The sequence below is a fragment of the Halodurantibacterium flavum genome (genome assembly GCF_042681825.1).
Lineage (GTDB): Bacteria > Pseudomonadota > Alphaproteobacteria > Rhodobacterales > Rhodobacteraceae > Halodurantibacterium > Halodurantibacterium flavum.
On sequence record NZ_JBHUGH010000013.1, the window covers coordinates 87,523 to 102,365 of the forward strand.

Consider the following 14,843-nt stretch of genomic DNA (forward strand, 5'->3'; position numbering starts at 1 on the left):
GGGCTTGCGTTTACTTCCAGCGTGCTGAGAGGGGCCGCGTGGAGCAGCCGCAGTTATCGATCAGAGCCCGGTTTGACCGCTCTCGTGCGCGGGATCAGATACCGGTCGGAACCGGCTCCCGGCTTACGCAGAAACTCCGTGATCGAACATGGCGGCGGGCGCAGCTCCTTGCATGTGAGAGCTTTATCCTCGCTCCGCTAAGCCGCTTATGGCGCAACCCTCAACCACTCGGAGCACACTGAAGCCCGCATACCCAAACCTCGGGACCTCTCCGAGCCAGGCCCGCGAAGCGCCAGAGCGGCGTCACCCCGCCCGGCGGCGTTCGATCGCCTCCCATATCCGCGCGGCGACGTTTATGCCGTCGAACCGTTCGAGCTCCTGAATGCCGGTGGGTGAGGTCACGTTGATTTCCGTCAACCAGTCGCCGATCACGTCGATCCCCACGAATATCTGTCCCTTCTCGCGCAGCACCGGGCCGATGGCGGCACATATTTCCAGATCGCGCGGGGTCAGGGCGATCTTTTCGGGCCGGCCACCGACATGCATGTTGGAGCGTGTCTCCCCCTCGGCCGGGACCCGGTTGATCGCGCCGACGGGCTCTCCATCCACCAGAATGACGCGCTTGTCGCCCTTGGCCACGGCGGGCAGGAATTTCTGCACGATCAGTGGTTCCCGGCTGAAACCGGTGAACAGTTCATGCAGCGCCGAAAGGTTCCGGTCATTCGGATCGAGCCGGAACACACCTGCGCCCCCGTTCCCGTAAAGCGGCTTGAGGATCACGTCGCCATGCGCCTCCTTGAAGCTGCGGATGGTCGCGAGATCCCGGGCGATCATTGTCGGCGGCGTCAGATCAGGAAAGCGCAGCACCAAGAGCTTTTCCGGCGAGTTCCTGACCCAGAACGGATCGTTGACGACCAGCGTCTGCGGGTGGATCATCTCCAGCAGATGCGTCGTGGTGATATAAGCCATGTCGAATGGCGGGTCCTGCCGCAGCCAGACGACATCCCAGTCAGCCAGATCGACTTCCTGTTCCTCACCCAGATGAAAGTGATCCCCGATCTGACGCTGAACCCGGAGCGGCCATCCGCGCGCGACCACGCGCCCCTCACGGAAGGCAAGCCGGTCGGGCGTGTAGTAGAAAAGTTCGTGACCCCGCGCCTGCGCCTCTTCGGCGATCCGGAACGTGCTGTCGGCGTTGATGTTCACGGACCCGATCGGGTCCATCTGAAAAGCGATCCTGAGACCCATGCGATGCTCCTCTTGCTGCGCTCTTGATGGACCGGCGCAGGCAGAGTTGCAATGCTCAGGCACAAAGTGCGTTCGGGAGGATGTCGATATTTCCCGCGCCGTCCACCAGCGCCACGTCGAACCGCATCGGCGTATCGAGCGTGAAGCCCCGCACCCCGAGAAATTCCTGCGCGGCATTGAACAGGCGGCGGATCTGTCGCGCACCAAGGTTTTCTGCGGCACGGGCGAATGAGGTGCTTTTCTTGACCTCTACGAAGACAAGGCCTTCGGGCGAAGAGAGGATCAGGTCGATCTCGCCGCTTTTTCCGCGCCAGCGGGACGCGGCGACCTGATGCCCGCTGCGCCGATAGCTGTCCGCCACACGTTCCTCTGCCACACGTCCGGCGTGAAAGTTCCTTGAACCGTTCATTCCCGCTCCAGTCTCAAAGCCATCTGATAGACCCGCCGGCGTGGCAGATCGAGCGATGTCGCCACTTGGGCAACAGCATCCTTCATCGTCAATTCTGCCATGGCGCTGCGCAACGCATCCTCGACCTCGCCCTCCGACACGGTCTGGCCCCGCGCCCGGTCGACGAGGACGACCACCTCCCCCTTGACCGGCTGATCGGCAAGTCGTGCGGCCAGTTCCCCCAGATTGCCCCTCAGCACCTCCTCATATCGTTTCGTAAGCTCTCGGCACACCACGGCCTCCCGCTCAGCGCCCAGTATATCCGCCAATTCGGTTAAGAATTTCCCAACGCGTTTCGGGGATTCGTAGAATATGAGCGTCGCGGGCACCGCGGCTGCCTCGGTCAGGTATTTTTTCCGTGCCCCCGCCTGGGCTGGGGGAAACCCTGCGAAATAAAAGCGGTCCGTCGGCAGCCCCGCTACGGCAAGCGCCGCGAGCGCGGCCGAGGCGCCGGGCGCTGCAAGAACCTTGTGCCCCGCCGAGAGCGCGGCACGCGACAGTTGATAGCCCGGGTCAGCCACCAGCGGCGTACCGGCCTCGGACGCATAGGCGACGCTCTGCCCCTCTGCCAGGGCGCGCAGGATACGGGGGCGCATCGCTTCGCCATTGTGATCGTGATAGGCAAGTATATGCCGCCCGCCCAGATCAACGCCGTGGATCTCCATGAGATGGCGGAGCGTGCGCGTATCCTCTGCGACCAGAAGATCCGCCGAGGCCAGAATATCGAGCGCGCGCAACGTGATATCTCGGGCGGCCCCGATCGGCGTTGACACAAAATAAAGACCTTTGGGCAAAGCTGCCACCTGTGCCCACCCCTTTGACCGGAGTTCCGATTTTGTCGTGCCTTCCATGGAACCTTCCCCTGTCAAGTTTACTTCAACTTCCCGTAAGCTTAGGCTTTCGACGATGATCCGAACAGGGACAGCGAGGTATTTCCATGATTTCCGCATTGAGGATGGCGCGTAGCGGCGCCGTCAAACTGGTTCTCGGTCTTTCCGCCCTCTGGCTTGCCGCTTGTGAGCCGACGACGGGGCCGCTCGCCGGTGGCGCGGGGCCGCAGGTGAGCCGTGGCGCCCCGGTCGCCGTTGCGTTGCTGGTTCCGGCCGGGTCGGGACAGGCGAACGATCAGGTCCTGGCGCGGAGCCTTGAGAACGCGGCGCGCCTCGCCATCGCCGATCTGGACGGGGTCGAGATCGACCTGCGCGTCTACAACACCTCCGGTCAGGCGGCCACCGCGGCAAGCCTTGCAAGCCAGGCCGTCGCGGATGGTGCCCAGATCATCCTCGGCCCGGTCTTCGGCGGCGAGGCGAACGCCGTCGGAAATGCGGTCGCGGCGCAGAATGTCAGCGTCCTGAGCTTTTCCAACAATACGGACATCGCGGGCGGCAACGTCTTTGTCCTTGGCCCGACATTCCAGAACACGGCGGACCGGCTGGTGCGCTATGCGGCGCAGCAGGGGCGCGGAAACATCCTCGTGGTGCATGAACGCAATGCCTCGGGCGATGCGGGACGCCGCGCGATCGAGCAGGCCATCGCCGCAAGCCCGGCGACGCTTGCCGGGGTCGAAAGCTATGAGTTTTCGCAAAATGGCGTGATCCAGGCGATGCCGCGCATCGCAGGGGCTGCCGGGTCCGCGGATTCGGTCTTTCTTACGGCGGATACAGCCGGGGCGCTCCCGCTTCTTACCCAGCTCATGCCGGAAAATGGCATCAACCCTGCAGCGACCCAGTATATCGGCCTGACCCGCTGGGACGTGCCGCAGGCCACCCTGTCGCTGCCGGGCGTTCAGGGCGGCTGGTTCGCGCTGCCCGATCCGGGCCTTACCCGCCAGTTCGAGGCGCGCTACCGTGCCGCCTATGGCGAAAGCCCCCACTCCATCGCGGCGCTGGCCTATGACGGCATCGCCGCAATCGGGGCCGCCGCCCGGACCGGCGACCCAAATGCCCTGAGCCGTGCAGGCCTGACACGCGGCTCGGGCTTTGCGGGCGTCAATGGTGTCTTCCGTCTGCGCAACGATGGCACTAATGAACGGGGACTGGCTGTGGCCCAGATCCGCAATAACGAGGTGGTCATCGTTGACCCAGCCCCAAGAAGCTTCACCGGCGCGGGACTCTGACGCCACGCCGGCTTTGCCTGCAGCGTCGGCCAAAATCCCGCCGCTGCAGGATATTCCCGTTGATGCGGCTCGCACGGCGCTCTTTGCGGCGCTGGGCGGGTTGGACGATGCCAAGGCGGCACGCGCCGCCGCGGTTGAGCATCTGGACGCGCTGCGCCGGGAACGAACGGTCGCGCTTGGGGCCAGTTTCGCCGCGGCGCCACGCGACGCGCGCGCCCTGATCCAGGCCCAGTCCCGACTGATGGATGTGATCGTCACCCTGGCGTTCGAGGTCGCCACCCGACATATCCACCCTCTTGCCACCCCGACCGAGGCGGAACGGCTGTCCGTCATCGCCGTCGGCGGCTATGGCCGCGATGAAATGGCGCCCCATTCGGATGTCGACCTGCTCTTCCTGACCCCCTACAAGGTGACGCCGTGGGCGGAAAGCGTGGTCGAAACCATGCTCTATATCCTGTGGGATCTGCGCCTGAAGGTCGGCCATGCGACCCGCACCGTAAAGGACTGCCTGCGCCTCGGGCGCGAGGATTACACCATCCGCACCGCCCTGCTGGAGCATCGCTTTCTGGTGGGCGACCGGGCGCTCGCGGGCGATCTGGGCGACCGGCTCTGGTCGGATCTCTTCAGCGGCACGGGCGGGGAGTTCATCGAGGCGAAACTGGCCGAACGCGCCGCACGCCACAAGAAACAGGGCGGCCAGCGCTATGTGCTGGAACCCAATGTGAAAGAAGGCAAGGGCGGGCTGCGCGACCTGCAAACGCTTTACTGGATCGCCAAATACCTCAACCATGTCGAACGCGCGGCCGAGCTTGTCGATCTCGGCTTTTTCACGCGCGAGGAATATCTGCGCTTTCACGAGGCAGAGAATTTCCTCTGGGCGGTGCGCTGCCATCTGCATCTGATCGCGGGCCGCGCAATGGATCAGCTGAGCTTCGACCTGCAGGTCGAAGTGGCCGACCGGATGGGCTATGACGACCATTCGGGGCGCCGGGCGGTCGAACACTTCATGCAGGACTATTTTCGCCACGCCACCCGCGTGGGTGAGCTGACGCGCATCTTCCTGACCGCGCTCGAGGCGCGGCATGTCAAGCGGGAACCGACGCTGCTGGGGTTTTTCCGGCGCAAACGCAAGGCGCGGGACGGTTATGAGATCGTTCAGAACCGGCTGTCGGTCGCCGATGAAACCGCGTTTCTTGCGGACAAGCTGAACCTGATCCGCATCTTCGGCGAGGCGCTGCGCACGGGGCTGCAACTGCACCCGAACGCGATGCGGCTGATCGCGGCCAATCTGGACCTGATCGACGACGACATGCGCCAGGACCGCGAGGCCGTGCAGATATTCCTCGACATGCTGCTGAAGCACGGGAACCCCGAACGCGCCCTGCGCCACATGAACGAGATCGGCGCGCTAGCGGCCTTCATTCCGGAATTCGAGCCGATCGTGGCGATGATGCAGTTCAACGTCTATCACCATTACACGGTGGACGAACACACGATCCAGTGCATCTCGACGCTCGCGCAGATCGAACGCGGCGAACTGACCGAGGAACTGCCGATCGCCAGCAGGATCCTGGTGGACGGCGTGAACCGCAAGGTGCTTTACGTCGCGCTGCTGCTGCATGACATCGGCAAGGGCCGCCCCGAGGATCACTCGGTTCTTGGCGCCCAGATCGCCCGGCGAGTGGCGCCGCGCCTCGGGCTCAACAGCGACGAAAGCGAGACGGTCGAGTGGCTCGTGCGGTATCACCTGCTGATGTCCGACATGGCGCAGAAACGGGATATCGCCGATCCGCGCACCGTCCGGGATTTTGCCAAGGCGGTCAAAAGCCGGCGCAGGCTGGACCTGCTGACGGTTCTCACGGTCTGCGACATTCGCGGTGTGGGGCCGGGCACCTGGAACAACTGGAAGGCGATGCTGCTGCGCCAGCTTTACCGCGATACCGCCGAGGCGCTGGAAACGGGGCTCGAGGATCTCAACCGCGAAAAACGCGAGGATGAGGCCAAGCGTGCGCTGCGCGAGGCGCTGGCCGACTGGGACCGCAAGGACCTGCGGGCCGAGACCGCGCGCCATTACGGCCCATACTGGCAAGGGCTGACGACCGAAGCGCAGGTGGTTTTCGCCAATATGCTGCGCGACATCACCGATGATGAAATCCGCATCGACATCCGCCCCGAGGAAGATCGCGACGCGACCCGCGCCTGTTTCGCGCTGGCCGATCATCCGGGCATCTTTTCCCGGCTTGCCGGGGCGCTGGCCCTTGTCGGCGCGAATGTGGTCGATGCACGGACCTACACGTCCAAGGACGGATATGCGACGGCGGTGTTCTGGATTCAGGATGCCGATGGCCGGCCCTATGAGACCGCCCGCCTGCCCCGCCTGCGCCAGATGATCGAAAAGACCTTCCGCGGCGAGGTCGTCGCGCGCGACGCGCTGAAGGACCGCGACAAGATCAAGAAACGCGAACGCCAGTTCCGCTTTCCCACCTCGATCGCCTTCGACAATGAAGGGTCGGAGATCTATACCATCATCGAGGTCGACACCCGCGACCGCCCCGGCCTGCTGTATGACCTGACGCGGACGCTCGCCGCCAACCACATCTACATCGCCAGCGCGGTGATCGCGACCTACGGGGCGCAGGTGGTCGATACGTTTTACGTCAAGGACATGTTCGGCCTCAAACTCCATTCCCGCGCGCGGCAGGAGGCGCTGGAAAAGAAGCTCCGGCAGGCGATCACCGAAGGTGCCGAAAGGGCGCGTGCCTGATGCGGCCGATCCGTCTGGTAAGCGGCTTTCTGACTGTCGGCGGCTGGACCCTGCTGAGCCGTGTCGTGGGTTTCATCCGCGACATGATGATGGCCGCCTATCTGGGCACCGGCCCGGTGGCCGAGGCGTTCTTTGTCGCCTTTTCCCTGCCGAACATGTTCCGCCGCTTTTTCGCTGAAGGGGCGTTCAACATGGCCTTCGTGCCGATGTTCGCCAAGAAATACGAAGCCGGCGAAGATGCCGAAGGGTTTGCCCGGGACGCGTATTGGGGCCTGACCTCGGCCCTCATCGTCTTCACGCTGGCGGGGATGCTGGCGATGCCGCTTCTGGTGCTTGCGATGGCGGCGGGCTTTCACGGGGATGAAAGGTTCGGACTGGCCGTGGATTTCGGCCTGATCACCTTTCCCTACATCCTCTTCATCTCGCTGACCGCGCTTTTGTCCGGGGTCCTGAACGCGACCGGGCGCTTCATGGCGACGGCGGCCGTTCCGATCCTGATGAACGCGCTTTTCATCCTTGCGATCTGGATCGCCTTGTGGCGCGACTGGCCGATGGGCATGACGCTTGCCTGGACCGTCCCGATCACCGGGATCGCGCAGCTGGGGATGACCTGGGTGGCGGCGCGGCGGGCGGGGTTTTCCTTCCGCTTTCGCTGGCCCCGGCTGACGCCGGAACTGCGCCGTCTGGCGGTCATTGCCGCGCCCGCGGTTCTGGCGGGCGGGGTCGTGCAGGTAAACCTGATCGTGGGCCGGCAAGTCGCGTCCTTTACCGAAGGGGCGATTGCCTGGCTCAACTATGCCGACCGGCTTTATCAGCTTCCGCTGGGGGTTGTGGGGATCGCGGTGGGCGTCGTCCTGCTGCCGGAGCTATCGCGCAGGCTCCGGGCGGGCGACGTCGCCGGCGGGCGGGCGAGCTTCAACCGCGCGACGGAATTCGCGCTGGCCCTGACGCTGCCCGCCGCCGTGGCACTGATGGTGATCGCCGTGCCGCTGGTCTCGGTTCTTTTCGGCCGCGGCGCGTGGACGGCGGCGGATACGACGAACACGGCGTTGGCGCTGGCGATCTATGGCGCGGGCCTGCCCGCCTTTGTGCTGCACAAGGTGCTGCAGCCGCTTTATTACGCGCGTGAGGATACGCGCAGCCCGTTCCGCTTTGCGCTCTGGTCGATGGTGGTGAACGCGGTCCTTGCCATCGGGTTGATGCCGCTGATCGGCTTTGCCGCCGCCGCGCTTGGAACGACGCTCGCCGCTTGGGCGATGGTCTGGCAGCTCTGGTCCGGGACGCGCAGCATGGGCGAGGCCGCAGAGGTCGATGACCGTTTGCGCAGCCGGCTTGTCCGGATCGGGGGCGCCTGCGGGATCATGGGGCTTTGCCTGCTGGCCGCCGCCGCCGCAATGGGGGACTGGCTGACGGCGCCGGGCCTGCGCTATCTGGCGCTCGGGGCGCTGGTGCTTCTGGGCATTGTGACCTATTTCGGCTCGGGCTTTGCACTGGGGGCGTTCCGGACGGCCGACCTGCGCGGCGCGCTCCGCCGTTGACGCATCCCCGGGCGGGGGATAAGCCGAAGCCCACGCTTATTCCTGATTGGAGACGATGATGACGGAAGCGGTCCAAACGCCTCTCGTCCAGGCCACGCACAAGACGCGCGTGTTTTCGGGCATCCAGCCTTCGGGCGGCCTCACGCTGGGCAACTACCTTGGCGCGCTCAAGCGCTTTGCCGTGGCCCAGGACAACGGGATCGAGACGATCTATTGCATCGTCGATCTTCATGCCATCACCGTCTGGCAGGACCCGGCGACACTGCGTCAGGCGACGCGGGAACTTGCGGCAGGCTTCATCGCAAGCGGTGTCGATCCGGCGCGCTCGATCCTCTTCAACCAGAGCCAGGTGTCCGCCCATGCGGAACTGGCCTGGGTCTTCAACTGCGTCGCGCGGATGGGCTGGCTGAACCGGATGACCCAGTTCAAGGACAAGGCCGGCAAGAACCGCGAAAATGCGAGCGTCGGGCTGTTCGCCTACCCGAACCTCATGGCCGCCGACATCCTGACCTATCACGCCACGCATGTGCCCGTGGGGGACGATCAGAAGCAGCATCTGGAGCTTGCCCGCGACATCGCGATCAAGTTCAACAACGACTTCGGCGTGAACTTCTTTCCCGTGGTCGAGCCGGTGATCGAGGGCGTCGCGACACGGGTCATGAGCCTGCGGGACGGCGGTAAAAAGATGTCGAAATCCGACCCTTCGGACCAAAGCCGGATCAACCTGACCGACGATGCCGACGCGATCTCGCAAAAGATCCGCAAGGCGCGAACCGACGCCGACGCGCTGCCCGATACGCCCGAAGGGCTGGAGGGACGGGCCGAGGCGCGCAATCTCGTCAACATCTATGCGGCCCTGGCCGACAAGACGGTGGCAGAGGTTCTGGCGGAATATGGCGGGCAGGGTTTCGGTGCGTTCAAGCCCGCGCTCGCCGATCTTGCCGTGGCAAAGCTGACGCCGATCAGTTCCGAGATGACACGGCTTTTGCAGGACGTGGCCGAGATCGACCGCATCCTGGGCGAGGGCGCCGACCGTGCCGAGGCTATCGCCCGTCCGATCCTTGAACAGACCTACGACATCGTCGGCATGGTCCGCTCTCGTCCCGGACGTTAGATGGCGCGCGCCCTCGCCCGCGCGGTTCTTTTTCTGCTGATGCTCGGGTCGCTGGCCCTGACCGGCCTGAACCTGAACCGGCTTGCCGATACCGGGCTGGGACGAGGGATGATCGAACGCAGCACGGCCGAAATCTCGGCCGCGCTGGAACGGCAGTTGGCACGAACCGCCACGGCAGAGGCGATTGCGGCCCGGATCGAGGCGCAGCTTGCCGATGAGCCACGGAACTGGGTGGTGATCACCGCGCTGACCGACCTGGCCGGGGAGCGCGGGATCGCCCTGCCCCCGGATTTGCAAGAGGCCGTCGCGGCGGCCGATGAGGCCGATCATGGATGGGTCAACGGGTCCCTTACCTGCGCCGCTTGCGCCTATGACGTGCGCAACTGCCCCTTGTCGCCGGTTCTTGCTTGCCAGCTGTCCGGAATGTTGACCCCTGTCGGCGATGTCGTGGCCATCGCGCGCGAGTCCGGCAATTACATCGCCGGGACTGAAGTTGACGAGCTTGACCTTGGCCTCTCGGTCGTGGGGCTGGGTTCGTATCTGCTGGCCGCGCCGAGCGGCGGGACGAGTTTCGGCATCTATATGGGCGCGCGCACGGCGAAAACCGCCCGCCGTCTGGACCTTCTGTCACCGCCCCTGCGCGCCACGCTGGTCGATGCGTTCCGCCGCGGGATCGACTGGCGCGCCATTCCCCGAAGCCGCAGCACGGACGATCTGGCGCGGGCGCTCCGGCCCGAGGTTCTGCGCCCCGTCACCCGGATGCTCGACGACACGTTCGCGCTAAGCCAGCGGGCCGGTGGGATAGAGACGCTTCACCTGATCCGCTATATCGACACGCCCGCCGATGCGCGGCGGCTGGCAGGCGCTGCCGAAGCCGTCGGGCCCCGGATGATCGCGCCCCTGGAACTGATGGGGAAATCCCGCTTTCTGCGGCTGACCATGCGCTTTGCGGATGAGCTCTGGTATGCCATCGCCGGTTTCGCGGCTTTCGTGGCGAGTCTCAGCAGCCTCGTGGTCTCTGCCGTAATCTCGGCTGCCAACCGACAGGCCCGCAGATCCCTGCGCGCCTGCCCTGCGCCCGTGCCGCCGCAACTGGCGGCACGCGGGTTCGGTGTCAGATCATCTTGACCTGGGTTCCCACCTCGACCAGCTCGAAAAGCTGTTCCACGTGGTGGTTGAACAGGCCGACACAGCCGTTCGAGGCCTGACGCCCGATCTTGTCCACGTTGTCGATGCCGTGGATGCGGTAATAAGTCCAGCCGAGGTTCATCGCGCGCGTCCCCATCGGATTGTCCGGTCCGGCCTCGACACGCTCGGGCAGCGTCGGATCACGTTCACGCATGTTCGGCGTCGGAATCCAGACCGGGTCGCGCCGCTTGAGCACGACCTCGGTATATCCGCGACGGGCGAAATCGTCGCTCATGGGCACCGAGGACGGGAAAAGAAGGTAGGTCTGTTCATCCTCGGACCAGAAATGCAGCGCGCGCGATTGCAGGTCGCAGAGGATGGCACCGCGGCGCAGGTGCTGGAAATGGTCCTGCCACGCGACGGTGCGGAATGCGGCAAGATTGCGGGTCGAGTCACCCAGCGGGCGTGGGTTGGCGCGGGCGATCATCGGAACCGCAAGCATGGCGGCAAAGGCACCTGCCCCGGTCAGAAGCTGGCGACGGTCTATCCTCGTCTGCATGAACGTTTCCTTTCAACTTATTTTCGGGAAAATCCCTCTGGACGGGAATTCGTTCCCATGAACTGCATCGTGGGGTCCCGGGGATCAAGGTCATGGCCCGCCGGGATAACGCGCTTGTCATGGGCCGCGGGCCGTTTGCGGCCCGCCTGTTGCAGTGGGCACACATATCGCGTGGCCAAGCGGGCCAAACCGCACAGCTCATGTGCGCGCCTGTCCCTTTGCGGTGTGTCCGTCGATGCCCAGATAAATAGAAACCAGAGGGAGACCCGAAATGACACCCGTTCACCCGCAGACCCGCGTGGGTCACGTGCATCTGAAGGTCGCCGATCTCGACCGGGCCATCGCCTTTTACAGCGGCGTCCTGGGCTTTGAGGTGCAGCAGCTCTTTGGCGACCGCGCGGCCTTTCTTGGGGCAGGCGGCTATCACCATCATATCGGCCTCAACACCTGGGAAAGCGCGGGCGGCACGCCCCCGCCCGCCGGTCACACCGGGCTTTACCACAGCGCGTTCCTTTATCCGGACCGGCCCAGCCTGGGCGACGCGCTGCGGCGGGTGCTTGACGCGGGCATCCCGCTGGACGGTGCTGCCGATCATGGGGTGAGCGAGGCGATCTATCTTCGCGACCCGGACGGCAACGGGGTCGAGCTTTATCGCGACCGCGCGCCCGAGGACTGGCCCCGGAACCCCGATGGCAGCCTTGCGATGACGAATGCGCGGCTCGACCTGCGGGCGCTTCTGGCCGAGGCGCCCTGACCGGAGGACGATCCGGAACCCCGCTGGACCGCCCGGAACGGGCGCGATAAGGTCGCGCCCGGTTTCAGGAGGCACGAATGGCAACGGGAAAGAACATCCGCACCTGGTTCGAGGGCAGCTGGCATGACGGCGACGTCCCCGTGATGCGGGCCGCGGATCACGGAAGCTGGTTGGGCAGCACGGTTTTCGACGGCGCGCGCTGGTTCGAGGGCGTAGCCCCGGACCTGGAGGCCCATTGCGCCCGCGTCAACCGTTCCGCCGAGGCGCTGCTGATCACCCCGACCGTTTCTGCCGAAGACATGGTCGCCATGGTGCATGAGGGGCTTTCGACCTATTCCAAAAATGCCGCCGTCTATATCCGCCCGATGTACTGGGCGCTCGACGGCGGCGATCTTGGCGTTCTTCCGAAAGAGGGTGCGACCGGCTTTGCCATCTGCCTGGAGGAAATCCCGATGGCGCCGCCGGAGAAATCCACGACACTGACCACGACACGCTTCCGTCGGCCGACGCTCGACTCGGCCGTGGTGAATGCCAAGGCCGGATGTCTTTACCCGAACAACGCGCGGATGCTGGCCGAGGCACGGGCCAAGGGCTTTGGCAATGCGCTGGCGACCGACGCGCTTGGCAACGTGGCAGAGGCGGCGACCGCGAACATCTTCATGATCCGGGATGGCGAGGTCCTGACGCCCATCGCCAACGGCACCTTCCTTGCCGGGATCACGCGCGCGCGCCACATCGCGAACCTGCGCGCCGATGGTGTCACGGTGCATGAAGCGGTGCTGAGCATCGACGATTTCCGCAAGGCCGATGAGGTTTTTCTGTCGGGCAACATGAGCAAGGTCACGCCGGTCACGCAGTTCGACGACGTGCATTACCAGATCGGCCCGCTGACCCGGCGCGTGCGCGACCTGTATTGGGACTGGGCGCATTCGGGCAGGGGCTGACGACAGACCCTTCTCCGAGGCCCCTTGCATGGCGCGGGCGCAAACGCCATCATCCGTCGGCAAGGGGGAAAACATGCGCAAGTTTCTTGTCATTCTGGATGACAGCCGCGAATGCCTGAACGCGATGCGGTTCGCAACGCTGCGCGCCCGCAACACCGGCGGCGCGGTCCAGATCCTCTCGGTCATCCCGCCCGAGGATTTCCAGACCTGGATCGGTGTCGCCGATCTCATGCGGGCCGAGGCGCGCGAGCGGATCGAGGCGCATTTCGAGGTCTTTGCGAAATGGATGCGCGACCGCCATCGGGTGGACCCGGAACTCGTGATCCGCGAAGGGGAGCCTGTGACCGAGATCCTCGCCCAGATCCGCGAGGACCCGGAGATCGGCGTACTCGTCCTGGGCGCGGGCACGGAAAAGGCGGGGCCGGGGCCGCTCGTGACGCAGATGTCGCGCATATCGGGCACGCTACCCGTGCCCATCACCATCGTTCCCGGAGAGATTTCCAAGGAGCGTCTGGAAGCGATCACATGATTTAGAACGGTTCTAATCCTTGACAGGGCGCCCCCCCGCGCGCATATCAAGAGGCGAAACCGGAGGGTCCTGCCATGTTCATCCAGACCGAGTCGACGCCCAACCCCGCCACGCTGAAGTTCCTGCCGGGTCAGTCCGTTCTGGACATGGGCACCGCCGATTTTCCCACCGCCGAGGCGGCCAATGCCTCGCCGCTCGCCCGGCGCGTTTTTGGCGTCGAGGGGGTGGCCGGCGTGTTCTTCGGCACCGATTTCGTGACGGTGACCAAGTCGGACAGCGTCGCTTGGGAACATATCAAGCCGGCGATCCTTGGCGCGATCATGGAACATTACCAGTCCGGCGCCCCGGTTCTGGAAGGCGAACAGGCGGCCTCGGGCCATGCCGACCATTCCGGCCCGGATGGTGAGATCGTCAAGCAAATCAAGGAATTACTGGATACCCGCGTGCGTCCTGCCGTCGCACAGGATGGCGGCGACATCACGTTCCACGGCTTCGACCGCGGGGTGGTCTATCTGCACATGCAGGGCGCCTGCGCCGGTTGCCCCTCGTCAACGCTGACGCTGAAGATGGGGATCGAGAACCTGCTGCGCCACTACATCCCCGAGGTGCTGGAGGTTCGGCCCGTTGCCGCATGATCCCATGCGGGAGCCCCTGATCCTCGGCTTCGACACATCGGCCGCGCATTGCGCGGCCGCTTTGCTGATGGGCCCCCGTGTCATCGCGCAGCGCCATGAACCGATGGACAAGGGGCAGGCGGAACGTCTTGTCCCCCTGCTGGAGGATATGCTGTCCGAGGCCGGGCATCGCTGGCCTGACCTGACCGCCATCGGCGTGGGCATCGGTCCGGGGAACTTCACGGGCATCCGGATCGCGGTCGCGGCCGCACGGGGCCTTGCGCTCGCCCTGCGCATCCCCGCGATCGGCATCACGAGCTTCGAGGCGCTGGCCCATGGCCTGCCGCGGCCGCTGCTCGTGACGCTCGACGCGCGAAGGGGCGCGCATTACGCGCAGGACATCGGTGCGGGCGCGCCCTTTCTGGTTCAGGACGGCACCCTCCCCCATCCCCTGCCCGGCCGGAACTGCGTCGGCGACGATGCCGGCACCTTTGCGGTCGCCACCGGGGGGCGCGCGCTAAACCCGGCGTTCCCGCTTGCCGAGGCGATCGCGCGCGAAGCCCTGATGCGGCTGGGGCAGGATAATCCGCGGCCCGCGCCGCTTTATCTTCGGGCGGCGGATGCCGCACCCTCGTCAGACGTTCCGCCCCGGATATTGCCGTGACGGCGGGCGACATGGCGGCGCTGCACGCGCTTTGCTTTACCCACCCCCGTCCCTGGAGCGCCGCCGAATTTGCGGACCTGTTGCGCGCGCCGCATGTGTGGTCGGTCGAGCTTGGTCAAGGCTTTGCCCTCTGCCGCGCCATTGCAGGCGAGGCAGAGCTTCTGACCCTTGCCGTTCATCCCGCCGCCCGCCGGCAGGGCCTGGGGCGGCAGCTTTTGTCCCGCTACGAATCCGACGCCGTTCTGAGGGGTGCGCAGAAGAGCTTTCTGGAGGTTGCGGCGGACAATCAGGCTGCCCGCGCGCTCTATTCCCGGGCGGGATATGCCGAGGCGGGCATCCGGCGGAACTATTACGGCGCAAAGATTGACGCCATCGTGATGCGAAAGCCGCTGATTTGATCGCCCGCGCGAGAACGCAGCGGAA

15 protein-coding genes are annotated in these 14,843 nt (G+C 65.3%); 11 read left to right on the forward strand and 4 right to left on the reverse strand.

Going from position 1 to position 14,843, the window contains the following annotated elements; genetic code table 11:
* Positions 1-303: 303 nt before the first annotated feature.
* Genes gshB through rsmI form a run of 3 tightly spaced genes read right to left on the reverse strand, consistent with a single transcriptional unit; the run spans position 304 to position 2,547 of the window.
* A complete protein-coding gene (gshB, locus tag ACFSGJ_RS16830) occupies positions 304-1,248 on the reverse strand; it encodes a glutathione synthase (RefSeq protein WP_390264497.1) in 945 nt (314 codons plus the stop codon).
* A gap of 55 nt (positions 1,249-1,303) precedes the next feature.
* The gene (locus tag ACFSGJ_RS16835; RefSeq protein ID WP_390264501.1) at positions 1,304-1,657 is read right to left on the reverse strand and encodes a YraN family protein; all 354 of its coding nucleotides are present in this window, start codon (positions 1,655-1,657) and stop codon (positions 1,304-1,306) included.
* A complete protein-coding gene (gene rsmI / locus ACFSGJ_RS16840; protein WP_390264504.1) occupies positions 1,654-2,547 on the reverse strand; it encodes a 16S rRNA (cytidine(1402)-2'-O)-methyltransferase in 894 nt (297 codons plus the stop codon). Before rsmI ends, ACFSGJ_RS16835 begins: the two co-directional genes overlap by 4 nt.
* Before the next feature lie 86 nt (positions 2,548-2,633).
* On the opposite strand from rsmI, the gene ACFSGJ_RS16845 reads away from it, so the two are divergent.
* From ACFSGJ_RS16845 to ACFSGJ_RS16865, 5 genes are read left to right on the forward strand one after another with little or no spacing between them, the layout of a single operon-like run.
* The gene (locus tag ACFSGJ_RS16845) at positions 2,634-3,812 is read left to right on the forward strand and encodes a penicillin-binding protein activator (RefSeq protein ID WP_390264507.1); all 1,179 of its coding nucleotides are present in this window, start codon (positions 2,634-2,636) and stop codon (positions 3,810-3,812) included.
* Positions 3,772-6,576 carry a [protein-PII] uridylyltransferase gene (locus tag ACFSGJ_RS16850; protein ID WP_390264510.1) on the forward strand — a complete coding sequence of 935 codons (2,805 nt, stop codon included), beginning with the start codon at positions 3,772-3,774 and terminating at the stop codon, positions 6,574-6,576. The genes ACFSGJ_RS16845 and ACFSGJ_RS16850 overlap by 41 nt, the downstream gene beginning before the upstream one ends.
* Positions 6,576-8,114, forward strand: coding sequence for a murein biosynthesis integral membrane protein MurJ (gene murJ / locus ACFSGJ_RS16855; RefSeq protein ID WP_390264513.1), 1,539 nt, complete (start codon positions 6,576-6,578; stop codon positions 8,112-8,114). The genes ACFSGJ_RS16850 and murJ overlap by 1 nt, the downstream gene beginning before the upstream one ends.
* 58 nt (positions 8,115-8,172) lie before the next feature.
* Positions 8,173-9,228 carry a tryptophan--tRNA ligase gene (trpS, locus tag ACFSGJ_RS16860; RefSeq protein WP_390264516.1) on the forward strand — a complete coding sequence of 352 codons (1,056 nt, stop codon included), beginning with the start codon at positions 8,173-8,175 and terminating at the stop codon, positions 9,226-9,228.
* Positions 9,229-10,356, forward strand: coding sequence for a hypothetical protein (locus ACFSGJ_RS16865; RefSeq protein ID WP_390264519.1), 1,128 nt, complete (start codon positions 9,229-9,231; stop codon positions 10,354-10,356). It begins immediately after the preceding gene.
* Here ACFSGJ_RS16865 and ACFSGJ_RS16870 read toward each other — a convergent pair.
* Positions 10,343-10,915, reverse strand: coding sequence for a L,D-transpeptidase (locus ACFSGJ_RS16870; RefSeq protein WP_390264522.1), 573 nt, complete (start codon positions 10,913-10,915; stop codon positions 10,343-10,345). The two genes, ACFSGJ_RS16865 and ACFSGJ_RS16870, sit on opposite strands and share 14 nt — an antisense overlap.
* 271 nt (positions 10,916-11,186) lie before the next feature.
* Between ACFSGJ_RS16870 and ACFSGJ_RS16875 the strand changes: the two genes are divergently transcribed.
* The 6 genes from ACFSGJ_RS16875 to rimI all read left to right on the forward strand — a co-directional run bounded on the left by ACFSGJ_RS16875 (position 11,187) and on the right by rimI (position 14,818).
* Positions 11,187-11,669 (forward strand): VOC family protein, encoded by a 483-nt coding sequence (locus ACFSGJ_RS16875; RefSeq protein WP_390264525.1) that lies wholly within the window; start codon positions 11,187-11,189, stop codon positions 11,667-11,669.
* Between the two features lie 77 nt (positions 11,670-11,746).
* Positions 11,747-12,613 carry a branched-chain amino acid aminotransferase gene (locus ACFSGJ_RS16880; RefSeq protein ID WP_390264528.1) on the forward strand — a complete coding sequence of 289 codons (867 nt, stop codon included), beginning with the start codon at positions 11,747-11,749 and terminating at the stop codon, positions 12,611-12,613.
* Between the two features lie 73 nt (positions 12,614-12,686).
* Complete coding sequence (locus tag ACFSGJ_RS16885; protein ID WP_390264531.1) at positions 12,687-13,142, forward strand: universal stress protein; 456 nt, start codon at positions 12,687-12,689, stop codon at positions 13,140-13,142.
* Between the two features lie 74 nt (positions 13,143-13,216).
* Complete coding sequence (locus tag ACFSGJ_RS16890; protein ID WP_390264534.1) at positions 13,217-13,777, forward strand: NifU family protein; 561 nt, start codon at positions 13,217-13,219, stop codon at positions 13,775-13,777.
* A gap of 4 nt (positions 13,778-13,781) precedes the next feature.
* Positions 13,782-14,420 (forward strand): tRNA (adenosine(37)-N6)-threonylcarbamoyltransferase complex dimerization subunit type 1 TsaB, encoded by a 639-nt coding sequence (gene tsaB / locus ACFSGJ_RS16895; protein ID WP_390264537.1) that lies wholly within the window; start codon positions 13,782-13,784, stop codon positions 14,418-14,420.
* Positions 14,417-14,818 carry a ribosomal protein S18-alanine N-acetyltransferase gene (gene rimI / locus ACFSGJ_RS16900; RefSeq protein ID WP_390264540.1) on the forward strand — a complete coding sequence of 134 codons (402 nt, stop codon included), beginning with the start codon at positions 14,417-14,419 and terminating at the stop codon, positions 14,816-14,818. Before tsaB ends, rimI begins: the two co-directional genes overlap by 4 nt.
* Positions 14,819-14,843: the final 25 nt, after the last annotated feature.